Source organism: Legionella gratiana (assembly GCF_001467695.1).
Lineage (GTDB): Bacteria > Pseudomonadota > Gammaproteobacteria > Legionellales > Legionellaceae > Legionella > Legionella gratiana.
In genome coordinates this window covers 20,087-46,423 of sequence record NZ_LNYE01000028.1, presented here as the reverse complement: position 1 = coordinate 46,423, position 26,337 = coordinate 20,087, and the positions used below count along the sequence as shown (strand labels likewise).

The window sequence follows — 26,337 nt, the reverse complement described above, 5'->3', positions numbered from 1 at the left end:
GGGTGACGATGCTCTCAATACCGTCTCCTTCTGCAAAAAAAATAATTGGATCCTGTTTTATTTGCGATAGACAAGATGTGTAGACGATTCAGCTTAAATGGGAAAGAGCCTAATTTGTAACCGATGTCTTCGGAATAGACTCCTACTTAGTGGTGGCTATGGGTGGACTCGAACCACCGACCTCAGCATTATGAGTGCCGCGCTCTAACCGGCTGAGCTACATAGCCACAAGACGCGTGATTTTGTCGTTTTAATGACAGGATGTCAAGTCTATTAACGTATTTTTTTATATTTTTCTTTAATATGAGTTCAGTTTCAGGAAATAATGATAGTTCATTGATTTAATAAGCCTATTTTTAATCGATCACAGCTATCATTTAAAGAAGCAATTAAGCCTGGGTAATGATTCACCCAGGCTGGAAAGAAAGTTAAATAATCAATAAATACATTGCGCCAGGTCCACGTAATATTTGAACCAGTAGTTCTTGCTTTTTCTGCAGTGCTATTTGTTGTAGAGATTTCACATCTTTAACAGGAGCTTTGTTTGCAGAAATAATAATATCTCCAGGTCTTAGACCAGCACGCCATCCTGCGCTTGTTTCTGAAGCACCAACAACTTGTACACCGATTACGTTGCCATGAGGTGGTGTTTCTTGCTCAAAATTTCTTAATGCTAATCCATAGAGGAACGGATTCTCAGCTTGAAGTTTTTGTTCATGAGATTTGATGTCAGTAACAATAGCATCAAGAGTAATTGGTTTTCCATCACGTTGAACAATCATTTTAACATTTGACCCCACACGCAAGAGGCTAATTGTTGTTTTTACCTGGGTTGCTTGGGTAATTTTAGTATTGTTAATTTGGGTAATTATATCCCCAGACTTTAAGCCAGCTCGTTCAGCAGGAGAGTTTGGATTAACCTGTGATACTAATGCTCCTTGGAAATCTTCAGGATACCCCATGGAATGAGCTAACTCTGGAGTTAAATGTTGAACGAATATACCCATTAATCCACGATGGATTGAGCCATATTTGATTATTTGTTGTGCTACATCTTTAGCCATATTAATAGGAATAGCAAACCCAATACCTACATTACCACCATAAGGGGAAAGAATTGCGGTGTTAATGCCTATCAATTCTCCTTTAGTATTAACTAGTGCACCACCAGAATTACCTGGGTTAATTGCCGCGTCAGTTTGAATAAAGTTTTCTACACCTTCAATGTTTAAATCACTACGTTTTAAGGCACTAATGATACCAAATGTTGCTGACTGGCTATTGCCAAAGCTGTTTAAGCCAAAAGGATTTCCGATAGCCACTACAAAATCACCTACTTGTAATTGATCTGAATCTCCTATAGGCAAAGATTTTAGATTTGCTGCATTGATTTTTAATACAGCCAAATCAGTTTCGCTATCACCACCAATCAGTTTTGCTTTCAATCGTCGACCATCTTGGAGGGTGATGGTAATAAGGGTAGCATTTCGAATGACATGATCATTAGTAATAATGATTCCATTTTGTGCATCTAAAATAACACCGGAACCAATGCTTTCAAACTTACGTCCTTTTTCTGGAGCAATTTGACGAGGTTGCCTATTATTTAGTGCATCATCATCACTCCGCGATGAAGCTCCAGGAGGTGCTGCATCGCTCGGTAAATAACCTTGTACAGCAACATTCACGATCGCCGGCATTATATTTTTTAAAGCTGGAGCTAGGCTCGGAATTGGTGCAGAGGCTTCATTAGCCGCATAAGTAAACGAGGCGGTTAAAAGAAGCAGGGTACTCATAAATAGTTTGATATATTTTATCATATTTTAGTCCTGAGGTTGATCATTAAACCAGATTAAGGTAGCTATTCTACCTGTTTGTGATGTTCTTCGGTAGGAATAGAACTCATTTTTTAACTCAAAAGTACATAATTCTGACTGATAAACGGTATTAACCCCTTTAGCGTTCAAAACAATTTCAGCGATTAGTGATAAATTCGCGAGCCATTTTTCTTTCATAGGATTGAAGGCTTGCTGACTTAAAGGATAAGTCTGAATGAATTTTTGATAGACTTCATCACCCACCTCATAGCATTTTTGACAAATGGAGGGGCCAATCCACGCTAATAGTTCCGATTCCGGGCTGTTCATTTTATTGAGTGTATTTTCAATAATACCATGAGCCAATCCTTTCCATCCAGCATGAATTGCTGCAATCTCAGTTCCTTGCACGTTACATAGCATGATTGGTAAACAATCCGCGGTAAGAATGGCCAAAGGATATTTTTGAGAGCGAGTTATGGAAGCATCAGCATTTCTATTAAGATCCTCTTCTACTATAACGCAATGAGTACTATGTGTTTGCTTTAGCCATTGGGGTTCGTCTGGGAGTTGCAGCAGCTCAACGAGTTGTTGTCTATTTTGCATCACGTGATGGTCATTATCACCAATGCCTAAGCCCATATTGTTACTTTCATAAGGTATTTGGCTATATCCTGAAAGTCGAGTAGTACTTAAGGCAGTGATATTTTTTGGGGCAGACCAGTTCGCTAATTTAGTCTTCATAATGCTCGTCCAATGTGTTTAGAAGAAGTTTAAAATCATCGGGTATTGGGGCCATAAGCGTCAACTGTTTTTCTGTTTTTGGATGATGAAATGAGAGAGCACAGGCATGCAGTGCTTGTCTTTTAAAGTCTTGGAAAAGAGCACGCAACTGTTCTGATGCTTGTGCTGGAAATCGCATCCGTGCGCCATAAAGTGGATCACCAACTACTGGATGATGGATATATGCTAAATGAACCCTGATTTGATGTGTTCGCCCCGTCATTAGATTGACGTCCAGTAGAGTAAAGTCATGATACTGTTTTTTTACCGAATAATGAGTTATGGCTTGTTTTCCATTCTCCTGTACCGCCATTTTTAGTCTATTTCTAGGATGTCGTCCAAAGCCTGTATCAATGGTACCACCAGAAATAATATGGCCTTGTACTAAAGTAATATACTGACGTTTAATTTCACGAGCTTGCATTTGGCGTATCAAGGAAGTATGCGCGGGTATAGTTTTAGCCACCATTAAAAGCCCTGTCGTGTCTTTATCAAGCCGATGAACAATACCTGCTCGAGGTAAATGAGTGAGCGAGGGGTTGTGATGTAACAATGCATTGACTAAGGTATGTTCTTTATTTCCAGCTCCTGGATGAACGACCATATTTGCCGGTTTATTGAGAACTAAAACATCTTCATCCTCATAAACAATAGTTAAAGGAATTTCCTCTGGGACATAATGATCAAAATGAGTGTTCGTTACATTAAAATCAATATTAATCTCGATCAGATCGCCATCTTCAACTTTGTCTTTGGGTTTACACGATTGGTGATTAAGCGTTATTGCACCCTTTTTAATCCAGCTACTGATTTGTGAGCGTGAATAGTCAGGGAGTAGCTGTGCGAGCACGCTATCAATGCGTTGATTATGGTACTCGCGAGAAATGGTCAACTGCTTTTGAATATGCTCTATCATCAAATCGTTTCAGTCTCAGCTGCAATGAGGCGTCCTCGTAATGAATTTGGCAATGCATCATTAATTTGAATAGAAACGAATTGACCAATTAAATGTGCTGGACCGTCAAAATTTACTACTCGATTGCACTCAGTACGTCCAGAAAGTTGTTGAGAGTCTTTTTTAGAAAAACCAGTTACTAATATTTTCTGTGTGCTTCCAATCATCGATTGACTATAACGAGATGCTTGCAATAAAAGTCTATTTTGCAAGATCTGGAGTCGTTGCTTTTTTACGTCCATAGGTGTGTCATCAGATAAATTAGCTGCAGGTGTACCTGGCCTTGGACTATAAATAAAACTAAATGACGTATCAAAGCCAATTTCGTGGACTAAGTCCATAGTATCTTGAAAATCTTTATCTGTTTCCCCTGGAAAACCAACAATAATATCTGTAGATAAACGGATATCTGGTCGTACTTTTCGTAACTTTCTAATTTTAGATTTGAACTCTAAAGCAGTATATCCTCGCTTCATTAAACCTAAAATGCGATCGGAACCGCTTTGTACTGGCAAATGTAAATGATTAGCCAATTCAGGTACCTCTGCGTAAGCATTGATTAGATTGTCTGAAAACGCCAAAGGATGCGATGTTGTAAAACGAATTCTGCCTATACCCTCTATGGCGGCAAGATAATGAATTAAAAGAGCTAAGTCAGCAATATCCCCATTTTCCATTGTTCCGCGATAATCGTTAACATTTTGACCTAATAAATTAATTTCCCTAACCCCTTGGATTGCCAATTGGTAGCATTCAGCAAGTACATCATCAAAAGGTCGGCTAATTTCAGTGCCCCGAGTATAAGGGACAACACAAAAACTACAATATTTGCTGCAGCCTTCCATGATGGAAACAAAAGCAGTTGGTCCTTCAGCCCGCGGTGCTGGCAGATGATCAAACTTTTCAATTTCTGGAAAACTTATATCAACAACGGGCTTTCTCTTTTCCATTCGCTCGTTAAGTAACTCAGGAAGTCGGTGTAACGTTTGTGGGCCGAAAACAATATCAACAAAAGGTGCTCTTTTAATAATATCTTCACCTTCTTGACTCGCTACACAGCCGCCTACGCCAATCACTACATGGGGGTTTTTCGCTTTATATTCACGCCATTGTCCTAATTGAGAAAACACTTTTTCCTGTGCTTTTTCACGAATAGAGCACGTGTTAAGTAAGATCACATCTGCATCTTCAACTTGATCCGTTTTGACCAAACCATGTGATTGCAGCAAAACTTCTGCCATTTTAGATGAGTCATATTCATTCATCTGGCAGCCGTTAGTTTTGATATATAGTTTTTTTGCCATATTTTAAAGTCTACTTTGAAAGTGTAAGGTACAAAGAGTAGGACCAGAATATTACTGGGGGAGCCACTGATTGCATCCAGGTTATTTTAAATAATTTCGGGAAGTTCCGTATTATTTCATTAATGTGCACTTTGGCAATAAGTTTCTTTGATTTTGGGTAAAATAATTAAGGCAATAAGCATTCCTAGCGGAAGAATAGCAAGGCCAGTATGATATGCTTCCAGCGGATAAACTCTGACAGTACCATTGACTTCACCTTCCCACATTTTATCAAGAATATAACCAATAAGTGGTTGCGCTAACGCTATCCCTAGCATATTCATCATATTCATAAAACTTAAACCTGTAGCAACATATTTTTTATTGCATAACTCTTTAGCAACAGTAAATGCAGGTAAAAATCCTGCAGAAAAAAGACCAAATGCGAAGAGTAAAAGTTCCATATATATTGCTGTATTAATCGGAACAAAAATAAAGAGTAAAGAACAAATAAGGGCACCGATACATCCTATATACATAGGAGGTTTACGCAAGCCAATTCGGTTAGAAAATATGCCCCATAAGGGACTAGCAATTGCCCAACCAATAAAGACTAAAGAAATATAATTTGCTGCGGTCGTTTTGGTAATCATCATTTTGTGCATTAAAAAAGGAACACCCCATAGCCCACAAAAAACAGGCGTTGCCATGTACATTAATCCACCATAGCAGGCCACTAGCCAAAGTTGTTTGTTTTTCATTAATGCGAGCAAACTAGGTATTAGGTGCTCCTCTTCTACTAGATGAGGTGCAGAAATTTCATGATTCTTTGGCGTATCTTTAGCGATAAAAATAAGCAAAACAGCAAGAACAAGCCCAGTACTTCCCATGATCAGCATGCTATGACGCCAACCAAAATGGTCAATTAATAATGCTAAAGGGGCTTCTCCCCCAATTGCTCCGAGCATTCCTATGGTTACCATGAGTCCGGTAAGCAAAGCAAAGCGTTGAGCGGGAAACCAATTTGCAGCTAGCTTCATTGTTCCGACAGCTGCGAAAGCTGAACCAAAACCTATCATTAAGCGAGCGACGCAAGCCATAAAAAAGCTATCAGTCATGCCGAAAGCGATAGTACTTACAGCACAAACTACAGTAGCTAATGTTAACAGCCGATGTGGGCCAAAATAATCCATTAATACACCACCTGGCAATTGCATGGCGGCATAAGAATAAAAATAGATACCGGATAAAATTCCTAGGGTTTGGCTGGTAACTGAAAAGTCCCTCATGAGTTCATGGCTCATGACACTAGGTGATACTTGTAAGAGGCACTCATAAAAATAAAACAAACAACCTAAGCCCCATACCATCCAAGGCATAATTGATTGGATTCCGAAATTTGTTATTGATTCAGGCTGAGTATTGTAATGTGCCATTCTTTTGTCATTCTCCAGAGCTAAAGGCAATTGATTTTGAACAAAAACTGAGTATTAATTGGGGTTAAACATAGCTTACTTAATAATGCAGTTTTTTCAATCAAAAATGTCAACACACAACCTTATCATACTAATGTATAAATTTCATCATCTAAAATAGTAACATCTTGTATATTATTTGTCTATCGTTCATTCGGATCATGAGATTCATCAATGACGACTCGAGTTCCTTTCATTCCACCTCCTGGTAAATCTATAAATTCTTCATTAAGCCAACGTGCATCTTCAATGAACATTCTGACACAACCATGACTTGCTTTATAACCCGGTAATTCATAGCTGCCATGGAGGGCATAACCCATATAAAAATGCATGCAATACGGCATTAAAGCACCTCCATCGTCTCCATTAGATCGTCTTGGAAATACAGTTGAAACACAATCTATATCTTGTTTACGAACAATTCGAAAAGAGCCTGTGGGTGTGGTACATCCTCCAATGACTCCAGGGCATTTTCCTATTCCTGAAGATATAGGGCCCCACCAGAGTAGTTCTCCATCTTGATCATACGCTGCCCAAGCTAATTTCTTTTGGCTCACGTAAATTGTCTTTTCACCATTAGGTTCTATATATCTTGGAAATGGAGAGACATCATAAATCGTTAAACGGTCAATGTTTTTAGGTACAGCAATAGTTATTCCTGAGCGTAAGGGAATGTTCATACGATTAATTCGCTTTACCATATCTCGTTCTTCTTCATTTGGAAAAAGCTTATCCCAACTCTCACCACTTTTAATTTTCATGCAAAAGTAATCGGGTGAATTGCATAATGTTTCTCCATATCGGGTATGGGCGAGAACAAATTGACTGGTAAATAAGACACTGATGAAGATTATTATTGATATTATAAGTTTCATACATGAATCTCAATTTAGGTCTTTATATCGTCTTTAGCGGCATTTTAAAAAATAACTTTAAGTGTATTGAAATGAATCAACAATAAGATTCAAATACAGGTACATTCTAGGAACAAGCACTCAATGTTTTCATTTTAAAAATTAGAAGATCGTTCCTGTATGACGAGCATGTGGATTTAAGAATATTTTTTTCTGTGTATAATAATGAAGATTTTTTTAAATTAGGTTCCATTATGAGTTGGTTTAAAAAACTACTACCCTCAAGAATTAACACTGAGACTTCTCAAAAAAAAGGAGTTCCTGAAGGTTTATGGCTGAAATGCTCTGGATGTAATGAGGTGCTCTATAGTATCGAGTTAGAAAAAAATTTAATGGTATGCCCATCCTGTAGTTTTCATCATAGGATATCAGCTAGAACCCGTATTAGGCAATTTCTTGATGAGGGTGGTCAAGAGGAAATTGCTGCGTCTTTAGAACCACAGGATAGATTAAAATTTAGAGATTCCAAAAAATATAAAGATAGAATCTCGCAAGCCCAAAAAGCAACGGGTGAAAAGGAGGCTTTGATTGTTGTAAAAGGAACTTTATTACAACAACCTGTAGTAGTTGGATCTTTTGAATTCAATTTTATGGGTGGTTCTATGGGGGCTACTGTTGGTGAGAAGTTTGTTCGTGCCATACAAGTAGCTACTAAAGAACAAAGATCTTATATTTGTTTTACAGCGAGTGGTGGGGCGCGCATGCAGGAAGGGCTTTTTTCCTTAATGCAAATGGCGAAAACATCAGCTGCTTTGGCTAAATTTGCCGAAACAGGATTGCCATTTATTGTGGTTCTCACTGATCCCACAATGGGTGGAGTATCTGCTAGTTTTGCAAGCCTTGGTGATGTAATTGTTGCTGAACCTAATGCATTAATCGGTTTTGCAGGCCCCCGGGTTATTGAACAAACAGTAAGACAGATCTTGCCAGAAGGGTTTCAACGCAGTGAATTCTTATTAGAACATGGCCATATTGACATGATTCTAGAGCGAAAACATATTCGTCCAGTTGTTGCTGAATTGGTCTCCAAATTAACACGTAAAGTCGCAGAGGGTTAGTTGTCACAACATCATTGTATTAGTGAATGGTTATACGATTTAGAAACCAGAAATACTCAAGAAATACAACTAGGCTTAGCTCGTATCAAGGAAGTTGCACAAATAGCGCATTTGCATCTTCCTGAGAGTCGAGTGATTACTGTTGCTGGTACTAACGGCAAAGGTTCGACTGTAACGGCTCTTGAAACAATTTATCACACTGCTGGATATAAGGTGGGGGCTTATACATCGCCTCACCTTCTTCAGTTTAATGAACGTATTAGAGTCAATTTAACTCCAATTTCTGATGATGATTTATGTCATGCATTTAACATTATCGAGAAGGCTCGTGGAGAAATCATCCTGACTTATTTTGAAATGACTACTTTAGCTGCTCTTTGGTATTTCAAAAAAATGAAATTGGATATCATTATCCTGGAAGTGGGATTAGGCGGCCGGTTGGATGCCACTAACATAGTTGATGCCGATTTATCTATTATTACGACGATCGATTATGATCATCAAGATTTTCTAGGCGATACGCTTGAGGAAATTGGTTATGAAAAAGCAGGAATTCTTCGTCCAGGTAAGCCATTCATTTATGCGGATGATATTCCACCTGCTTCTGTAATCGAGATAGCGACACAGCTTGCTTCTCCGACATATCTTTATAATCAAGATTTTTCAATTCAGGAAAAGGATTCTAGCTGGAGTATTTATTATGGAGAAAAGGACAATTTTGCTTCAGTTCATGAATTACCTAAGCCCTCAATACAACTCAAATCGGCAGCAGCTGCAATCACTGCCTGTTTTTTATTAAAGCACTATTTACCTGTGGCATATACTCATTTGCAATCTGCTATGCAGCATGTTTTTATCCCAGGTCGTTTGCAGTTGTATCAAGGAACTGTGGATGTCTTATATGATGTTTCTCATAATCCTCAATCTGCGAGACTGCTTGCTAAGACTTTGCAAAAAATAAAAAAAGGGAAGGTTCACGCTGTTTTTTCTGCGTTAAAAGATAAGGATATTTTTAACTTAATTATGCCATTAAAGGATTGTATCGATTATTGGTATCCTGCACAATTGGATAATAAAAGAGCTGTCAGTGCTGATTTACTGATTACAAATTTAAGAGATGCAGCAATTTCTGTGGAGTTTTGCTATACTAATCCTCTGATTGCTTTTGAAGCTGCATTAAAACAATCTAGACTTGGCGATTTAATTGTTGTCTACGGGTCTTTTTTCACAGTGAGTCATGTTATGGCTAATAGGAGATTCAATGAAATTAGTAATTGATGAGAAGCTAAAACATCGTTTAGTTGGCTTGGCTGTTGTTTTATCCTTGGGCGCTATTTTCCTGCCATCAATGATGAAAAAATCAAGTCAGCGCTTTGAACATAATTTTCGCGTCAATGTGCAATTACCTCCTAAACCAAAAGCTCCTCATGTGGTTATGACTGATGAAAAAGAAATGTTTGAGACCATAAAAGTAGCTAAAGTAGAAATTCCTCCTGTTTTAGACCAAAAGGGATCTGAACTCGATAAAGAAGATTTTATCCAATCTGTTCAAGCTGTCGATGATGCAGCGATTCGTATAGCCAAGGCAGAGCGTGTATCTAACCGTGGGGTTGCTACAAAACCTATTGAGCTTGCATTAAATAATGCTGCAAAAAATGTGGTTAAGAAACAAACAAATGAAGTGGTAGCAAAACCAGCGAAACCGGTCGAACCCGTAAAAGTACAGACACAAGCGGTACAGAAGCGCGTTGCCACTAAGCCAGTTATTGCTAAAGCACGTGAGAACCATTCTGTAGAGCAAAAAAATATCTATGCAGTTCAATTAGCATCTTTTGCACAGTTTTCTAATGCTCAAGCTTTAGTAAATAAATTACAAAGCCAAGGATATAAGGCCAATTATATTAAAACGAATGGAAAACGGGGGGTTATTTATAAAGTTTATGTAGGACACTCACCTGTTAAAAGTGATGTGATGAAAGTGAAAACTCAATTAGCAAGTGCGATGCAGTTGAATGGTTTAGTAGTCAATACTGGAGTTAGCTAACGATGCAATTTCAATGGGTTGATATAATTTTTATTATAATAATTGGATTATCTTCTATTACGGGTTTGTTAAGAGGATTTGTTAAAGAGGCTATTGCTATAGGAGTATGGGTACTAGCTGTGTGGGCAGGTTATAACTATTCGGGCAGTGCCACTCCCTATATCCAACCTTACATACAAACTCCATCCATTCTTTCAATAGTAAGTTTTATGGTTGTTGTTCTTGGTGTTTTAATCGCAGGCGGTATCGCTAATTTTGTCATCGGACTTTTCTTAAAGGGCAGTGGTTTAGGTGCTATGGATAAAGTTTTAGGTGGTATTTTTGGTTTTGGCCGAGGCGTGTTTATCCTGTCACTTATCTTTGCTGTACTGAGTATGACGTCTTTACCTTATCAGCAATATGTTCAGGGTTCCAGGGTTTATAACCAGCTCACACCTGTGATTAACTGGATTTCTGGATATTTACCAGGACTTCTTAATCAAGCGAAGCAAATGGCCGCAAATAACAAATCATTTAATCTTATTGATATAACCCCAGATGTTTAATGTATTTATAGACCGAATAAGGGAGCTTTTTTCGCACGTCAGCGCCCTTTTTTATCTCCGCACGAAGTGAAGTAGAAGAAATTTCATAGTTACCTGCATTAAATAAAAAAACGCACCCTGATTGAGTGTCCAAAAGTTCTGTTTTATTTTCATTTTGATGTTTTTTTAAAAATTGCTGCATCACTTCTGGAATAGCTTGCTTCGCGAATTCAGATCGGTTAATTACTATGAGATGTGCCAGTGTAATTATTTTTTGCCACTGATGCCATTTGAATAAGGAGAGAAAAGCATCATAACCAATAATTAAGGTAATCGAGGCGCTAGGATACTCTGCTCTAAAACTTTCTAGGGTTTCAACCATATAAGATGGCGTAGTACGCTCTATCTCACGTAAATCCAATTTGAAGTTTTGATTTCTGTTCTTTATCGCTCGCCGAATCATTTCTATTCGCTGCTTACTCGTAGCAACAGTAGCTGGCTTTATAGTTGGTGTTTTACAAGGAAGAAAAATATAAGCATCAAATTTGAAATGCTCTTGTAGGGTTAAACTGGTTTGCAAATGTCCATTGTGGATTGGATCAAAAGCACCGCCGAAGATAGCTATACTGTACATGAATCACCTATTGTTTTTCCGAGACATAATGAAAGAGCAATATTTTCTAAAGCGTTCCATATTTGTGAATTTATATTGGATTTAATACGCTCATCAATGGAATAACAGTATCGATGTAATTGGGTCAACGTTTCTTTATTAAATCGCTTACAGCATGTTTGATAAAGAGAAATGCGTTGTGGCCATATTTTTAATTGAGCACTGGCACTCTTAATATCCATTTTATGTTCTAAGAAATGAGAGAGTTGCATGATTACTCTGATTTCTTGGCTGAGCATCCATAATACCAAAGTAGCTTCAGTCTTATTATTCGCTGCATGACGCAAAATCTGAATTGCTTTATCGCCTTGGCCGAGTAAGCATGCATTAACTAATTCAAAAAGATCATGTTCGCATTGGTCTGATAAATGTTCTTGTACTTGCTGGACATCAATTTTTTGGTTGCCACTATTAGAAAGTACTATCTTTTCGATAACTTGAGCACAAGCTAACATATTTCCTTGGGTATAATGGTGAATTAAATGAGGAACCTGTGCATCAAAATGGATGGAGTTTCTCTTTAATTGCGTTACGATCCAACTTTTCATAGCATCTGCATTGAGTGGGTAAGCGACAGTAAGTACAGCATGTTCTTGGGAAGAGAGCCATTGTAGCTGTTTTAAGGGTAAATTAGGCGCCCTTATGATAATAAAACATCGTGGGTTAATAGAACTAAGGTATTCTATTAGAATTTTCTTTCCTAATGCATCTATTGTTTTTTTATCAAAAAAAATATTTAAAAGCACAATATCTGAAAATAAAGAATAACTGTTTGCCTCTTCTCTGACGATATTCCAATCCTCGGTAGACTGAATAGTCATAATTTTTTCATCATAATGATGATTTTTTTTGATGGCTAATTTTATGGTGGCTAGAGAATCTTCTAATAGATAATTGTCTTGTCCAATAAGCATGTAGAGTGGGGCAATTTTTTTTTGGACTTGTTGAGCGAGCATTTGTTGTTTTATTTGCATGTAAGCAGGCCTTAACTTAGTGGTCATAAATGTATGCTCTAATGGCACTAAGTTAAGACCCTGCCTACTTCCCGTGGCTTGTCTGCGGGATCCAAGGATCTAATCCTAGCGCGAGATCTCTGGATCCCGCAGACAAGTCGCGGGAAGTCGAGAGAAAAATTTAGTCAAAAAAATGCTTCAATTAGTGCCATTAGTTTCACTACAGCAGATTAAAATGAAGGTTTTTGTAGATGACTCAGCCGATATAGAATTTGAGTCACAGCATCTTGTTTCATTTCTCCAATTAAAATGCTTTCTTCATCTTTGGATCCAAGAATTCTATCATTATTCAAAGTAAGTTGTCGGGAAACACTGACCTTGCTTGGAGGTGTTAAATCTTGTCCTTTACGGGTTTTCAACAGGTATACTACGTTCAAAGTTAACGTATATTGTCTGGGATTTGTACTTGCTCCAACACTAATAATTTGCTGCTGTAAGTTCACTTCATTCACTAGAAGCCAGTATTGGGCACGGGAAGGCTCAGGATTAATTTCAATCTTTGAACCTTCCAATCGTGATTTTATTATAGAAACAAATTGTTTGTCGTTATTTTCAGAAATAATTGCAATATTATTAAGCCAAATTGGCACGTTACTTACACCACGCAGATGAAATCCACAAGCAGACAGCAATAACGACAGCATTACAGTGACGCTACTGTGTAACATCATGGATTGGAACTTGGAATAACTATATTTCATCAACCAACAACCAAATTAATTAATTGCCTATGTGCAACTACAATCGCTTTTTTAACAGTTTGATTCGCGAGAAAATCTTTTACATGTTGTTTCGCTGTAGCAATTAATACTTCTTCTGTTGCATCTACACTAGCAGTAAATTGCGCTCTAAGCTTACCATTAACCTGAACTACATAATCTACTTCGTCTGTTTTTAATGCCCCTTTATCCACTCTTGGCCAGTTAGCATCAATAATTGCTTTTTCAAAGCCTAATTGTTGCCATAAGTGATGAGTAATATGAGGGGTTATGGGGGCGAGTAATCGAAGTAATATACTCATACCCGAATGAATAAAGAATTTATCTTCTTCTGTTTCTATTGAGTAACTTGATAGTTCATTAAACAGCTTCATACAACCTGAAACTACTGTATTAAATTGATTCCGATCGTAATCATGAGTAGCTTGAGCCAGAATTTGGTGCACAATATGCCGTGATTTTTTTAAGCGACTTTCAGCTTGTTGCCAGTTCACATGACCATTACCACTAAGAATAAGGTTATTTATATCGATGAACATATTTTGATGCTGATAGGCAAAAGTCCAAATCCGTTTAAGGAAACGATGCGCGCCTTCTACAGCAGTATCAGACCACTCTAAAGATTGTTCAGGTGGGGCAGCAAACATAACAAATAAACGTGCTGTGTCCGCTCCATAAGTATTAATCAGATGGTTAGGATCAACTACATTGCCAACTGATTTAGACATTTTATGTCCATCTTTTAAAACCATACCTTGGGTTAATAGGGCTTTAAAAGGTTCATCTGAGTTTACTAAACCTTCATCACGCATTAATTTGTGAAAGAAGCGGGCATAAAGTAAATGCATTACGGCATGTTCGATACCACCAACATATTGATCTACAGGAGTCCAATATTTTGCTCGATCATCAAGCATTGCATTTTCTTGGCCTTTGCATGCAAAACGTGCGTAATACCAAGAAGACTCAACAAAGGTATCAAAAGTATCTGTCTCACGATACGCATCCTGACCACACTTTGGACAAGGGACGTTAACAAATTCAGGGCATTGAGCGAGTGGAGATCCTGTGCCGGTAAATGAAACATTTTCAGGGAGTATTACCGGAAGATCTTCATCTGGAACAGGTACAGTGCCGCATTGCTCACATAAAATCATGGGAATAGGTGTTCCCCAATATCGTTGTCGCGACACACCCCAGTCGCGCAATCTGTAGTTAATTGTCGCTTTACCCGCATCGTGCTCTTCGAGGAAATGTGTTATGGCTTCCCTTGCTTGAGTAGAGTTTAACCCATCAAACTGGCCTGATTGAATCAGCGTACCTTCCCCTATGTAGGCTGATAAGTTTAAGTCGTGCTCTAAACCATTTTCCGGTTTTATAACGTCTATAATAGGTAATTGGTATTTTTTCGAAAATTCCCAATCTCTTTGATCGTGAGCTGGGACTGCCATTACAGCACCAGAACCGTATTGCATAAGCACAAAATTTGCTACCCATATGGGTAATTCTTTTCCTGTTATGGGATGAATCGCAGTCATTCCAGTATCAATACCACGTTTTTCCATGGTGGCTAACTCAGCTTCGGCCATTTTTGTGCCTTGGCAGCTGTCAATAAATTCTTTTATTTCCTTACGACTATTTGCTGCTTCTTTAGCTATAGGATGATCTGTTGCTACTGCAAGATACGTTGTCCCCATGAGAGTATCAGGGCGAGTTGTATAAATTTTTAGCCGCTTAGGGTAATTAGTGACATTGAAATAGATTTCAGTTCCAGTAGATCGTCCTATCCAGTTGCGTTGCATCTGTTTGACTTGCGCTGGCCATTCATCCAGCTCATCTAATGAACTCAATAACTCATCAGCATAAGCTGTAATTTTAATGAACCACTGAGAAATTTCTTTCCGTTCAACCAGTGCTCCAGAACGCCATCCCCGACCATCAACTACTTGTTCGTTCGCTAAGACAGTTTGATCGACGGGATCCCAATTTACCACGGCATTTTTTTTATATACTAAACCTTTTTCGAATAATCGAATGAAAAACCATTGTTCCCATCGGTAATATTCAGGATTACAGGTGCAAAGCTCTCGTCTCCAGTCATAAGCATTACCAAGACGTAAAAACTGCTTTTTCATAGACTCTATATTTTGCTTAGTCCATTCAGCTGGAGGAATTCCATTTTTTATCGCTGCATTTTCTGCTGGTAAACCAAATGCATCCCAGCCTATAGGTTGGAGAACATTTTTGCCCAAAGCACGCTGATAGCGAGCAATAACATCACCAATGGTGTAGTTACGTACGTGCCCCATGTGCAATGTTCCACTTGGATAGGGAAACATGGATAAACAATAAAACTTCTCTTTGTTTAAATCTTCTGAAACATTAAATGATTGTTTTTTATGCCAATATTGTTGAGCTTGTTCCTCAACTTCTTGTGGTATATAGGTTTTATCCATGATCCAATTTATTAAGTGACTCTAAACCGCTAAGGATAACTCCTCTTGGGTCTGCCAGCAATAGATTATTGCTGGAATAAGCGACGAAGTTGAATAAAAAGCATAAAAAATATAAAAAAAGTACAAAAAATGAAAGAAGGATACTCATGCCAAATAATCCATGGAGTAAAACCTTCAGCTGGATAGATAGTACCTTCTAATAATCCGGCACTGAATGGTGGAAGGCTTTCTACGATAGTTCCATAAGAATCAATTATAGAAGATAAACCATCATTATTAACAACTACTTGATATCGTCCAGTCAGTAAGGAGAGGAGTTGGGCCATTTGCAATTGCTGATAACTTGCTAGCGAATGTCCAAACCAACCATTATCGCTGATTGAAACGATCCATTGTGCTTTAGGCATTTGTTCCCGTAAAATATTGGGGTAGGCAATTTCATAACAAATCAGACTAGCAATTGGGTGTTTGGCAATTTTAATTAAAGGCTGTTGCTTTTTTCCGGGGACTAAATTTGCTTCAGGTAAATTCAGCCATTGATAAATTTTAATTAGAGGTTTAGGTATGTATTCCCCAAAAGGAACGAGTTGACGTTTGAATTTTTTTCCTTTTGCCTGACCAAAAGTAATGATGGAATTATAGTAATGGGTTTCACTGTCATTTGTAGGTTGGAGTATACCTAACATTAATGCACTCTTCGCTTTTGTGGCTTTTTTATTAAGTTTGAGTAAGTATTTATCTAAGTAACTCGCAGGAAGTGGTATTGCAGATTCAGGCAAAATAATAAGTTGTTTTCCTAATAATTTATTTATTGCATTCTCGTAATATTTTAATAAGTTCCAAAATAAAGCTTCATCCCATTTATCACGCATGGATAAATTAGCCTGAACTGCACCGACACTAATGGGTTCCTGTTTTATTTGTGACCAGGAAATATTTTTACAGAGTATAGGGCTTATCATGATGAGTACCAAAACAATGATGCAGGAATAACGTCTGGGATTGTTTGGTGAGACAGCTAAGGTGAGTAATGCAGCGATAAAAACACATACTAAGCTTAATCCGTAGACTCCTAAAATAGGGGCAATGTATTTAATCGGTGTATCAATGAGCGTTGTACCTACCAATAACCAAGGAAATCCACTAAACAAGGTAGAACGACAATATTCACTTAAGCACCATAAAGTACTAAATAAGAGTAAGGACAGTAGCGTTCGATGTTTTAACTCCAGTAACTTAAATAAATAGGCAACAAGAGCGGGGAAGAGAGAGAGATACATGATAAAAATTAATGTAACTAACGCTGAGCCAAAATAATTTAATTGGCCATAATCATGAATACTGAGAATGACCCAGGAGACTCCAAATCCAAAATAGCCTAATCCATAAAAAAAACCTAGATAAGCGCTTTGTTTTATAGAACAATTTTTCAGGCTAAAATAGAGGGAAGCTAGACTTAACAGAGTCAAGCCTGGAATGTGAAAGGGTGCAAAGCCGAAGGGTGATAATATTCCAGCTATAAACACAAACAGATATTTAGTATAGCCAAGACGGATTGATGAATTAAGCGTGGCGGTATTCGCTAAAGCAGTTTGCTTCATATGTTATCAACAAATTATAAAATGATAAGATAAATGAGTCCTGGATTTAGGTCAAGAATTAGCAAATTCTTTTCTTAAAACGAACGATAACATGTATCACAAAATAGTGCACCATATAATGCAACAATGCAATTTAGATATAGAGAACACTACCAAAGCCTTGAGAATTTGTGTAGGATGATTGCGTTTTATAATGGGAGAGGGATTAAATGTATAACGTAATGATTACTGGTGCAGGGAAAATTGGTAGTTTAATTGCTTGCTTACTGTCAGAAAGCGGCTCTTATCAGATCCATTTAGTGGATATCGATTTTAATGGATCAGATGTGAAAAGGTTATTGGATGCAGTACCGAAAATCAAAACTGTGGCTTTAGATGTTCAGGATATAGAGTCTACTCAAGCTTATATGGAAAAGCATGGGATTGTGGCTGTTATATCAAGCCTTCCTTATTTTTTAAATACCTATGTTGCTGAGGCGGCAAGAGCAGCTAAAGCACATTATTTTGACCTTACTGAAGATACTGCTGTTACAGAAGCAGTTAAAGCAATTGCTTTAGATGCAGAAACTGCATTCGTACCTCAGTGTGGCTTAGCACCTGGATTTATTAGTATTGCTGCTAATAGCTTAATGCAGGAATTTGAGGAGTCTCACCATGTGAAATTACGTGTAGGTGCTCTTCCTCAGAATGCAAATAATGCGCTGCAATATTCATTGACTTGGTCTACCGATGGTGTAATCAATGAATATGGTAATCCTTGTTACGCCATTAAATATGGAAAAGCAGTTACTTTAGCTCCATTAGAAGGTTTGGAAACGATTCAAATTGATGGTTGTGAATATGAAGCCTTTAATACTTCTGGTGGTCTTGGAAGTTTGGCAGAAATGCATTCGGGTAAAGTGCAAACCATGAATTATAAAACCATGCGTTATCCAGGTCATTGTCAAAAAATGCGTTTATTAATGAATGACTTATGTTTAAATCAAGACAGGCCTACATTAAAGCGAATCTTAGAAAATGCTATTCCTAAAACGTATCAAGATATTGTGATTGTTTATGTTTCTGTAGAGGGAATCAAACGTGGTGAACTTACAGAAAGAAATTATGTTAAGAAGATTTATCCTGCTGAAATTTGTGGTTTGGAATGGTCTGCTATTCAAGTGAGTACGGCTTCAGGCGTTTGTGCTGTTGTTGATTTAGTACTAGGTCAAGCCAATGAATATAAAGGTTTGGTTTTACAAGAAAAATTCCAATTATCTGCCGTATTGGAAAATCGTTTTGGTCGCTATTACGCATAACCTCGTGCGTTCTTATCCACGACCGTTAGTGTGAGTAGATGGTTTGCTCATCAGCGGTCGTATCGAGTCACACGATACAGTTTGAATTAGTTCGGAGATAATGAATGGATATATTAAAACACTTAAAAATTCATGCAGTTAATTCAGGAGCTTTTAGTGGTCAAGGATGGCAGAGTCAGGTTCATGCTCATCAATTAATTTCTTTTAACCCTACAAATGGTGAAAAACTTGCCGAAATCGCAACCTGTACTATGGACGATTATGAAGAAGTGATGACGCGTGCGCAATATGCGGCGCATGAATGGAGAAAAGTCCCAGCTCCGAAACGAGGTGAAATCATCAGGCAAATTGGTCAAGCATTACGTGAACATAAAGATGCATTAGGCAGTTTAGTTTCCTTGGAAATGGGAAAATCAAAGCAAGAAGGAGACGGCGAAGTTCAAGAAATGATTGATATAGCTGATTTTGCAGTAGGTCAGTCACGAATGCTGTATGGGAATACTATGCACTCTGAACGGCCTCAGCATAGAATGTATGAACAATGGCATCCCTATGGGATTGTTGGTGTAATTTCAGCATTTAATTTTCCAGTAGCTGTTTGGTCTTGGAATGCTTTTTTAGCTGCTATATGTGGAAATGTTACTTTATGGAAACCATCAGCAAAAACACCTTTATGTGCTGTAGCGGTACAACATATTTGCAATGAAGTATTAAGTCGTAATGGTTGTCCTGAGATATTTAGCTTAATCATCCCTGAAAGTCACGATGTTGTCGAAACTATGGTTAATGACACTCGCATACCACTTATTTCATTTACCGGATCAACAGCTGTAGGTAAACAAGTTGCAGCGAAAGTGGCAGCTCGATTAGGTAAGACTATTCTTGAATTGGGTGGCAATAATGCAATTATTTTAGATGAAACAGCGGATCTTCATTTGGCTATACCAGCAATAGTTTTTGGGGCAGTAGGTACTGCAGGACAACGGTGTACCTCTACACGACGCTTATTTGTACATCATTCTATGCATGATTACGTAATTGAGCGTTTACGTTTCGCTTATGAGCAAATAACAATTGGTGATCCCTTAGATAAGCGCAATTTAATGGGACCTCTTATTGATCAGCAAGCTGTAGAACAATTTAATCAAGCAATAGGCCGTATTAAATCAGTTGGTGGTCGTATTCTATTTGGCGGAGAATCATTACATCAACCGGGATTTTTTGTGCAACCTACTCTGGTATGTGATGTAAAAAACCATTGGGATATTGTGCAAGAAGAAACATTTGCACCTATCTTGTATGTAATGCCTTATCAAACTTTAGATGAAGCAATTGCATTGCAAAATAATGTTCCTCAAGGATTGTCTTCAGCAATGTTTACTCAAAATTTGAAAAATGCGGAGCATTTTTTAAGCGCCTGGGGCAGTGATTGTGGGATTGCCAATATTAATATAGGTACTTCAGGTGCTGAAATTGGCGGGGCATTTGGGGGCGAGAAAGAAACTGGTGGGGGGCGTGAATCGGGTTCTGACTCTTGGAAAGCATATATGCGTCGACAAACCAATACAATTAACTGGGGTAATGAGTTGCCTTTAGCGCAAGGTATTCGTTTTGATTTGTCTTGATAAAATAAATGAGGAAAAAAGAATGCAGGGACCTTTTTTTATAAAAAAAGCCGCAGTTCTAGGAGCCGGTGTTATGGGTGCACAGATTGCTGCGCATTTAGTGAATGCAGGTGTAGAAACCTTACTTTTTGATTTGGCCTCAAAAGAGGGAAGCCCAAATGCTTTTGTTGACAAAGCAATAACTCATTTAGGGAAACTAAAGCCTGATCCTCTTGCAACAGCACAAACTGCTGCTTTATTGCACGCACGAAATTATGACCAGCATCTTTCAGATTTGTCTTCCTGTGATTTAGTTATTGAAGCTATTGCTGAACGTTTAGATTGGAAAGAAGATTTATATAAACGAATTTCTTCTTACCTAGGAGCAAATGCGATTCTTGTGAGTAATACCTCGGGTTTAAGTATTAATACCTTATGTTCTGTTTTGCCTGAGCAGCATAGAAAGAACTTTTGTGGGGTTCACTTCTTTAATCCCCCTCGTTACATGCATCTTGCAGAGCTTATTCCTGCAGAAACCACGGATGAAGAATTAGTGAATCATTTAGAAACTTGGATGACTCGCTATTTGGGTAAAGGAGTGGTTAGAGCAAAAGATACTCCTAATTTTATTGGGAATCGTATCGGGGTGTTTTCTTTATTAACAACCTTGCATCATGCATTTGCTATGGATATGGGTTTGGATGAAGTGGATGCGCTAACTGGTCCCTTATTAGGTAGACCTAAATCGGCGACATTTCGCACCATGGATGTTGTTGGTTTAGACACCATGCAGCATGTTATAAATACCATGCAACAGCAATTAGCTGATGATCCTTGGCATCATAGTTTTAAATTACCAGAATGGCTTATTCGTTTAATTAAAGAAGGACATTTAGGACAAAAAACGGGTCAAGGTATTTACAGAAAAAACGGTAAGTTTATTGAAGTTTATGATGTGAAATTAGCAAGCTATCGTCCGGCAGAGCCTGCTGTGAGTGATGAGTTAAAAGCAATTATGGGTAATCAAGATCCAGTTGCGCGCATGCAAAGTCTGATTACTTCGAAAGACAAGCAAGCGCAATTTTTAGCTGCATGTTTTAGGGATCTATTTCATTATTGTGCTTATCATCTTGCTTCAATTGCTGATAACGTGAGAGACGTGGATTTGGCAATACGTTGGGGATTTGGTTGGATGCAAGGACCTTTTGAAACGTGGCAACTCGCTGATTTGGCAACGATGACGCAGTACATTTATCGGGAAATAAAAGAAAATAGAACGCTTAGTTCAGCACCTTTGCCTGGATGGCTTTTTGAAATTAGTCATTTTTATACTGAAAAAGGTGCTTATTCACCACAACTCAACGATTACCAACCTAGAAGTCAATTACCTGTTTATAAACGTCAATTTTTCCCCGATAAAGTTCTTAAAGAATCGGCACATCCTAAACCTGTACTTTATGAAAATGAAGGTGTTTGCTTGTGGCATTTACAAGATGATGTTGCTGTAGTGAACTTTAAGAGCAAATCGAATACGGTGGGACAATCGGTACTTGATGGGTTAGAAGCAGCATTGGAAGTGGCGGAAAAACAATGTCGTGGTTTGATCATCCATCAACAAGATATCAATAACTTTTCCTCAGGTGCTGATTTACGGGGAGTATTAAAATTAATTCAAGACAATAAAATGCGAGATTTAGAGGCAATGATTGCCCAATTTCAGCATTTGGCATTACGCTTAAAATATAGTTCTATCCCAGTTGTTGCGGCCTTAAGAGGACGTGCTCTAGGCGGTGGTTGTGAATTAATGATGCATTGTGATGCTGTAGTTGCCGCTTTTGAGTCTTATCCTGGCTTGGTTGAATTTGGTGTTGGGGTAATTCCTGCTGGAGGCGGATGTAAAGAAATGGCAATGCGTGCGGCACGTCTTGTTCCTAAGGGTGATTTATTGTCAGTGATTCAAAGTTACTTTCAGCAAATTGCTACGGCACAAGTGGCGAGTTCCGCCGCTAATGCAATACAGATGGGATATTTGCGAGATACCGATAGCTATATAATGCATGCACGTGAGGTCCTTTATGTAGCGCTAGAACAAGTAAAATCCATGCATGCAAAGAACTATCTTCCTCCTCTAAAAAGACAGTTTAGAATTGCTGGCATTGAGGGGAAAGCTCGATTGCAAGCAGGTTTAGTGAACTGGCTAGAAGGCGGATTTATTTCTCAGCATGACTACTTTATAGCTACAGAATTGGCAGCGGTGCTTTGTGGTGGCAATCTCAATCAAGATACAGTTGTTGATGAGAACTGGATCCTTAAATTGGAGCGAGAAGCTTTTATTAATCTAGCTTCAACACCGTTAACGCAGGCACGGATTAGTCATTTACTAGAGACCGGCAAGCCACTACGTAATTAAGGGAGATTAAAAAATGACTAATGTATACATAGTTGATGCATTACGTACTCCAGTTGGTAAAGCACCTCGTGGTGTATTTAAGCATACTTTGCCTGATGATTTGTTAGCACATGTTATAAGAAATGTAATGCTGCGTAATCCGTCTGTTGATAAGTCAAAAATAGAGGATGTGGTTATAGGATGTGCTATGCCAGAAGCGGAACAAGGTATGAACGTAGCCCGTATTGCATCGTTACTGGCTGATTTACCTCAATCAGTTCCAGCGATGACTATTAATCGCTTTTGTTGCTCAGGTGTACAAAGTATTTCTATAGCAGCAGAATCTATTCGCAGTGGTGATATACACTTGGCTCTTGCGGGTGGTGTTGAAAGTATGTCAATGGTACCTCTAGGTGGAAATAAATATACAGCGAATCCCGCTATTTTCAATAATGAAGATATAGCTATTGCTTATGGTATGGGAATAACCGCTGAAAATGTGGCTAAGCGCTGGGAAATTTCGCGAGAGCAACAAGATGAGTTTGCTACTGAAAGTCATAAGAGAGCTGTGGCAGCACAACAGCGTGGTGATTTTAAAGAAGAGATCAGTCCTATTGAAATCATGACAAGACAAGCTGACTTAGAAAACTCGACTGTCCTAACCAAGAAAAAACTGGTGAGCGAAGATGAAGGACCTCGTGCAGATACTTCATATGATGTGATTTCCAAGTTAAAACCTGTTTTTGCTGCAAAAGGGAGTGTAACCGCTGGAAACAGCTCGCAGACTAGTGATGGTGCAGGTATTGCTTTATTAGCAAGTGAGCAGGCCCTACATTATTATAAGTTAAAACCTATGGGGCGATTGTTAAGCTATGCTGTAGCAGGTGTTCCTCCTGAAATTATGGGGATTGGACCAATTGAAGCAATTCCTATTGCATTAAAAAGAGCAGGACTTACTTTAGATCAATTAGACTGGATAGAACTTAATGAGGCTTTTGCAGCTCAAGCTTTAGCTGTGATCAAAGAACTTGATCTTCCTCGTGATAAAGTAAATCCTTTGGGTGGCGCTATTGCTTTGGGTCATCCACTAGGAGCTACTGGTGCAATCAGAACAGCGACTTTATTACATGGTTTACGACGAACTAAAGGTCGTTACGGTATGGTCACTATGTGTATTGGTACTGGTATGGGGGCTGCTGCAATATTTGAAGCATTATAAAATCTCTATCCGCGCAATAGTGTCAACAGCTTTGGCACTATTGAGTAATCCATGTTTAATAAGTGATAAGCGTTCACACCTCATGTATCGAAAGGCGGTATTTGGCGCATCTTGTGCAAAATAAAACTTATCGCCAAGAGGCAAGCATACCCTCGGAACGAATACAATAAGTGTTAATTATTGATATACAACTCTTTGATATGGATTTTCCGGCTCACCGTTTTTAATAGATATTGGTAAACCCTGCACCCCGGTGATTTTGATAGGTGGTGTTGGCCAAAAAGTGGGATTATATAAAGTGTTACTACCGATAATTGTCTCCAAAGGTGGTGCACTTGCTATTGGCATAAACGCAGGTTGATAGGGAGGAGGGGGAGACGAATGTTCCGATTGAGCGATTTTTATCTGGGTTGCATTGATTGTTCTGTTAAGCTCGTTATTCATTTTCCATAGAGTTGCCAACGTTCCTGATGAGATACTAGGTTTAAAAAAGCCCCGCTTGACAGCAAAAAAAGCCCCTAGTGGTGTTTGGTTATCTAGAGCCTGGCTGACCAGAACTTTCTGCATTACTGGGGGTAATGATTGAATATAGCATAAGACACGTTCCTTGTTATTGTCATATTTTCCAAACGATTCGATCGCTGTAGGATCGATATATTCCTTTGACAAAATACTCTGGTTCACAGTGTCAATTATATGTTCCTTTTTGATGTACGGAAGGATAAAACGGTTCATTCTGACCAATGGACATGATGCAGCAAAAACAAGGAGTGCGATTGCATTCCAATCGGGTGATGTTTGATTCAGTAAACTAAACAGGGGAGTCTGATCGGAAAAATTTGGCTTTTGAACATTAACTCCTAGTTTTATTGCATTACAGATATTTTTGAGGTTATTTGAAAACACAGCATGGTGTACTAGGTTATTACCTTGAGCATCAACGGTGTCACGTTTGGCACCAGCATTAATGAGTAAAGCCGCTGCTTCAAAATCAATTGGTTGCTGCATAAATAAACATTGAAGAGCTGACAAGCCTGACTTGTTTTGTTTTTCAGCATTAACGCGCAATCCCAGTACTGTAGAAATCAGTGCATATCCTTTGGAATAAATAATAAGATGAAGCAATGTATCGCCATTCTGGTTAGTTGTATTAGGGTTTGCTCCGTCTTTAATCATGGAGGCAACTACGGCCATGTTACATGTCGCGCTGGATAAATAATTAGATAACTCAGCATCCTTGCTCATTGAAACTCCCTATTCGCGTATCATTAAAAATCAATATTCAAATTGACTCAGACGAAACACTCTGCAATTTAGTTTTCAAAATAAGCCTATTTTGCATGCAATCTGATACTGAATCAAGTTGCGGATATACTTAAGCAGGTTTTGTCGCAAAAAATATTAGTGATCAGTTACGATGGGGAGAACATGCAAACTGAATTGTTTCATTTTTTGCTTTAGATTGGCATTAACTATATGGATCCTGTAAACGTTTATGCTTTCGCAGAGGGTAACGGCAAGATCCGAGCTATTATAAATTTAGTTTGCACTACTCGAGAGTTCCTTCAAGGTTATGTGCTTGAAGGATGATATGATGAAGCTACAACTAAATTATTAATCGGTCTAGTTTTTATCGCGGAATATAATGCGGCCCTTAGATAAGTCATAGGGAGTTAATTCAACCTTGACTTTATCTCCAGTCAAAATTCTTATGTAATTTTTACGCATACGACCAGAAATGTGAGCAGTAATAATGTGCCCATTTTCTAATTCAACACGAAACATGGTGTTGGGTAGGGTGTCTATAACAGTACCAGCCATTTCTATATGATCTTCTTTTGCCATAGGTCTCTCAGTGATGTACCAAATTTATAAAGTTTATACGCATAATTATACATTTAACTGCAGCCCTGTATACTGCACTAAAATAAATAAAATGGCAATCTAACCGTATAAAATTTAACTCCTTGGCATACTTTTTTTTACTCAGATGTAGAGCGGGCTACTAAATATAGCCTGTAAAGTGCTTTTCTTGACTGGCTTGGGATCGTTTTGGCTTTATGAGTCCTTTTAAATTAAATTCGTGTTTTTCTAATTCTATGATTAATGTTTTGAACAGCTCGGGACTCACATGTTGTTCAAACAATTTTTTTGCAGTGTTGAGAAAATGTTCCATTTTCTTATCAAACGTTGCTTTATCCAAAGTATATTTTTCTTTAATATCAGTTGAATCTGTTTTTGATGGTTCTTGGGGAGGCTTGGGGGCCATTTTCCAACCCTCTTCAGTGAGCCCAAATCGAATGTGTTTTACTATTTCTTGTTCTTGGCAATAATACGAAACAGTTATTAAACCTGGATAGGTAGAGCTATCTCTTATTAAGAATACAGCCTTAGTTTCTTTTGTTTTTGCATTATGCTGTTCTAGGAGGTTATGTATTTGGTAGCTGTTGATTAATCCAAAAATGATTGGGATCTTGGAGTTTGGTTCATTCTTTTGCATTGCTTCCAT

General features: G+C 38.2%; 22 protein-coding genes and 1 tRNA gene. 8 read left to right on the top strand and 15 right to left on the bottom strand.

Going from position 1 to position 26,337, the window contains the following annotated elements; all coding sequences use genetic code 11:
- Positions 1–150: 150 nt before the first annotated feature.
- The 7 genes from Lgra_RS12925 to Lgra_RS12895 form a co-directional block, all read right to left on the bottom strand.
- Positions 151–227: transfer RNA gene (locus Lgra_RS12925), tRNA-Met, on the bottom strand.
- A 201-nt stretch (positions 228–428) separates the two neighbouring features.
- A complete protein-coding gene (locus Lgra_RS12920; RefSeq protein WP_058499693.1) occupies positions 429–1,820 on the bottom strand; it encodes a Do family serine endopeptidase in 1,392 nt (463 codons plus the stop codon).
- A gap of 3 nt (positions 1,821–1,823) precedes the next feature.
- Positions 1,824–2,561, bottom strand: coding sequence for a peptidoglycan editing factor PgeF (pgeF, locus tag Lgra_RS12915; RefSeq protein WP_058499692.1), 738 nt, complete (start codon positions 2,559–2,561; stop codon positions 1,824–1,826).
- Entirely contained in the window at positions 2,551–3,516 is a 966-nt protein-coding gene (gene rluD, locus Lgra_RS12910) for a 23S rRNA pseudouridine(1911/1915/1917) synthase RluD (protein WP_058499691.1), read from the bottom strand. Before rluD ends, pgeF begins: the two co-directional genes overlap by 11 nt.
- The gene (miaB, locus tag Lgra_RS12905; protein ID WP_058499690.1) at positions 3,516–4,859 is read right to left on the bottom strand and encodes a tRNA (N6-isopentenyl adenosine(37)-C2)-methylthiotransferase MiaB; all 1,344 of its coding nucleotides are present in this window, start codon (positions 4,857–4,859) and stop codon (positions 3,516–3,518) included. The genes rluD and miaB overlap by 1 nt, the downstream gene beginning before the upstream one ends.
- 119 nt (positions 4,860–4,978) lie before the next feature.
- Complete coding sequence (locus tag Lgra_RS12900) at positions 4,979–6,274, bottom strand: MFS transporter (RefSeq protein WP_058499689.1); 1,296 nt, start codon at positions 6,272–6,274, stop codon at positions 4,979–4,981.
- 182 nt (positions 6,275–6,456) lie between these two features.
- A complete protein-coding gene (locus tag Lgra_RS12895; protein WP_058499688.1) occupies positions 6,457–7,191 on the bottom strand; it encodes a L,D-transpeptidase in 735 nt (244 codons plus the stop codon).
- A gap of 233 nt (positions 7,192–7,424) precedes the next feature.
- Here Lgra_RS12895 and accD point away from each other — a divergent pair, with 233 nt between their 5' ends.
- The 4 genes from accD to Lgra_RS12875 are packed head-to-tail and all read left to right on the top strand — an operon-like array spanning position 7,425 to position 10,877.
- Positions 7,425–8,288 (top strand): acetyl-CoA carboxylase, carboxyltransferase subunit beta, encoded by an 864-nt coding sequence (accD, locus tag Lgra_RS12890; RefSeq protein WP_058499696.1) that lies wholly within the window; start codon positions 7,425–7,427, stop codon positions 8,286–8,288.
- Positions 8,289–9,566: a bifunctional tetrahydrofolate synthase/dihydrofolate synthase gene (gene folC / locus Lgra_RS12885; protein ID WP_058499687.1), complete on the top strand. Its 1,278-nt coding sequence runs from the start codon at positions 8,289–8,291 to the stop codon at positions 9,564–9,566.
- Positions 9,550–10,332: an SPOR domain-containing protein gene (locus Lgra_RS12880; RefSeq protein WP_058499686.1), complete on the top strand. Its 783-nt coding sequence runs from the start codon at positions 9,550–9,552 to the stop codon at positions 10,330–10,332. The genes folC and Lgra_RS12880 overlap by 17 nt, the downstream gene beginning before the upstream one ends.
- A gap of 2 nt (positions 10,333–10,334) precedes the next feature.
- Positions 10,335–10,877, top strand: coding sequence for a CvpA family protein (locus Lgra_RS12875; protein WP_058499685.1), 543 nt, complete (start codon positions 10,335–10,337; stop codon positions 10,875–10,877).
- Here the strand turns inward: Lgra_RS12875 and nadD are convergent.
- The 5 genes from nadD to lnt form a co-directional block, all read right to left on the bottom strand.
- Positions 10,852–11,490 (bottom strand): nicotinate-nucleotide adenylyltransferase, encoded by a 639-nt coding sequence (gene nadD / locus Lgra_RS12870; protein ID WP_058499684.1) that lies wholly within the window; start codon positions 11,488–11,490, stop codon positions 10,852–10,854. The two genes, Lgra_RS12875 and nadD, sit on opposite strands and share 26 nt — an antisense overlap.
- Complete coding sequence (gene holA, locus Lgra_RS12865) at positions 11,478–12,503, bottom strand: DNA polymerase III subunit delta (RefSeq protein ID WP_058499695.1); 1,026 nt, start codon at positions 12,501–12,503, stop codon at positions 11,478–11,480. Before holA ends, nadD begins: the two co-directional genes overlap by 13 nt.
- Before the next feature lie 209 nt (positions 12,504–12,712).
- Complete coding sequence (locus Lgra_RS12860; protein WP_238584448.1) at positions 12,713–13,213, bottom strand: LPS-assembly lipoprotein LptE; 501 nt, start codon at positions 13,211–13,213, stop codon at positions 12,713–12,715.
- A gap of 29 nt (positions 13,214–13,242) precedes the next feature.
- Positions 13,243–15,717 carry a leucine--tRNA ligase gene (gene leuS / locus Lgra_RS12855; RefSeq protein WP_058499682.1) on the bottom strand — a complete coding sequence of 825 codons (2,475 nt, stop codon included), beginning with the start codon at positions 15,715–15,717 and terminating at the stop codon, positions 13,243–13,245.
- A 65-nt stretch (positions 15,718–15,782) separates the two neighbouring features.
- Positions 15,783–17,318 (bottom strand): apolipoprotein N-acyltransferase, encoded by a 1,536-nt coding sequence (gene lnt, locus Lgra_RS12850; RefSeq protein WP_058499681.1) that lies wholly within the window; start codon positions 17,316–17,318, stop codon positions 15,783–15,785.
- A gap of 209 nt (positions 17,319–17,527) precedes the next feature.
- Here lnt and Lgra_RS12845 point away from each other — a divergent pair, with 209 nt between their 5' ends.
- From Lgra_RS12845 to Lgra_RS12830, 4 genes are all read left to right on the top strand, one after another.
- Entirely contained in the window at positions 17,528–18,616 is a 1,089-nt protein-coding gene (locus tag Lgra_RS12845; protein ID WP_058499680.1) for a saccharopine dehydrogenase family protein, read from the top strand.
- A 104-nt stretch (positions 18,617–18,720) separates the two neighbouring features.
- Complete coding sequence (amaB, locus tag Lgra_RS12840) at positions 18,721–20,241, top strand: L-piperidine-6-carboxylate dehydrogenase (protein WP_058499679.1); 1,521 nt, start codon at positions 18,721–18,723, stop codon at positions 20,239–20,241.
- Positions 20,242–20,263: 22 nt separating this feature from the next.
- Complete coding sequence (locus Lgra_RS12835; protein WP_058499678.1) at positions 20,264–22,630, top strand: 3-hydroxyacyl-CoA dehydrogenase/enoyl-CoA hydratase family protein; 2,367 nt, start codon at positions 20,264–20,266, stop codon at positions 22,628–22,630.
- A gap of 13 nt (positions 22,631–22,643) precedes the next feature.
- A complete protein-coding gene (locus Lgra_RS12830) occupies positions 22,644–23,828 on the top strand; it encodes an acetyl-CoA C-acyltransferase (RefSeq protein ID WP_058499677.1) in 1,185 nt (394 codons plus the stop codon).
- 177 nt (positions 23,829–24,005) lie between these two features.
- On the opposite strand, the gene Lgra_RS12825 is transcribed toward Lgra_RS12830, so the two are convergent.
- The 3 genes from Lgra_RS12825 to Lgra_RS12815 form a co-directional block, all read right to left on the bottom strand.
- Positions 24,006–25,073, bottom strand: coding sequence for an ankyrin repeat domain-containing protein (locus Lgra_RS12825; RefSeq protein ID WP_058499676.1), 1,068 nt, complete (start codon positions 25,071–25,073; stop codon positions 24,006–24,008).
- A 378-nt stretch (positions 25,074–25,451) separates the two neighbouring features.
- Entirely contained in the window at positions 25,452–25,673 is a 222-nt protein-coding gene (gene infA / locus Lgra_RS12820) for a translation initiation factor IF-1 (RefSeq protein WP_058499675.1), read from the bottom strand.
- A gap of 160 nt (positions 25,674–25,833) precedes the next feature.
- Positions 25,834–26,337 (bottom strand): SH2 domain-containing protein, encoded by a 504-nt coding sequence (locus Lgra_RS12815; protein WP_058499674.1) that lies wholly within the window; start codon positions 26,335–26,337, stop codon positions 25,834–25,836.

Coding starts and splice junctions, on each gene's coding strand:
- Lgra_RS12875 (WP_058499685.1), top strand. CDS start 10,335: ATGCAATTTCAATGGGTTGATATAATTTTTATTATAATAATTGGATTA.
- holA (WP_058499695.1), bottom strand. CDS start 12,503: ATGCAAATAAAACAACAAATGCTCGCTCAACAAGTCCAAAAAAAAATT.
- nadD (WP_058499684.1), bottom strand. CDS start 11,490: ATGTACAGTATAGCTATCTTCGGCGGTGCTTTTGATCCAATCCACAAT.
- Lgra_RS12835 (WP_058499678.1), top strand. CDS start 20,264: ATGCAGGGACCTTTTTTTATAAAAAAAGCCGCAGTTCTAGGAGCCGGT.
- Lgra_RS12815 (WP_058499674.1), bottom strand. CDS start 26,337: ATGGAAGCAATGCAAAAGAATGAACCAAACTCCAAGATCCCAATCATT.
- Lgra_RS12845 (WP_058499680.1), top strand. CDS start 17,528: ATGTATAACGTAATGATTACTGGTGCAGGGAAAATTGGTAGTTTAATT.
- Lgra_RS12895 (WP_058499688.1), bottom strand. CDS start 7,191: ATGAAACTTATAATATCAATAATAATCTTCATCAGTGTCTTATTTACC.
- Lgra_RS12825 (WP_058499676.1), bottom strand. CDS start 25,073: ATGAGCAAGGATGCTGAGTTATCTAATTATTTATCCAGCGCGACATGT.
- Lgra_RS12920 (WP_058499693.1), bottom strand. CDS start 1,820: ATGATAAAATATATCAAACTATTTATGAGTACCCTGCTTCTTTTAACC.
- miaB (WP_058499690.1), bottom strand. CDS start 4,859: ATGGCAAAAAAACTATATATCAAAACTAACGGCTGCCAGATGAATGAA.
- pgeF (WP_058499692.1), bottom strand. CDS start 2,561: ATGAAGACTAAATTAGCGAACTGGTCTGCCCCAAAAAATATCACTGCC.
- lnt (WP_058499681.1), bottom strand. CDS start 17,318: ATGAAGCAAACTGCTTTAGCGAATACCGCCACGCTTAATTCATCAATC.
- amaB (WP_058499679.1), top strand. CDS start 18,721: ATGGATATATTAAAACACTTAAAAATTCATGCAGTTAATTCAGGAGCT.
- rluD (WP_058499691.1), bottom strand. CDS start 3,516: ATGATAGAGCATATTCAAAAGCAGTTGACCATTTCTCGCGAGTACCAT.
- infA (WP_058499675.1), bottom strand. CDS start 25,673: ATGGCAAAAGAAGATCATATAGAAATGGCTGGTACTGTTATAGACACC.
- Lgra_RS12880 (WP_058499686.1), top strand. CDS start 9,550: ATGAAATTAGTAATTGATGAGAAGCTAAAACATCGTTTAGTTGGCTTG.
- Lgra_RS12860 (WP_238584448.1), bottom strand. CDS start 13,213: ATGATGTTACACAGTAGCGTCACTGTAATGCTGTCGTTATTGCTGTCT.
- leuS (WP_058499682.1), bottom strand. CDS start 15,717: ATGGATAAAACCTATATACCACAAGAAGTTGAGGAACAAGCTCAACAA.
- Lgra_RS12830 (WP_058499677.1), top strand. CDS start 22,644: ATGACTAATGTATACATAGTTGATGCATTACGTACTCCAGTTGGTAAA.
- Lgra_RS12900 (WP_058499689.1), bottom strand. CDS start 6,274: ATGGCACATTACAATACTCAGCCTGAATCAATAACAAATTTCGGAATC.
- accD (WP_058499696.1), top strand. CDS start 7,425: ATGAGTTGGTTTAAAAAACTACTACCCTCAAGAATTAACACTGAGACT.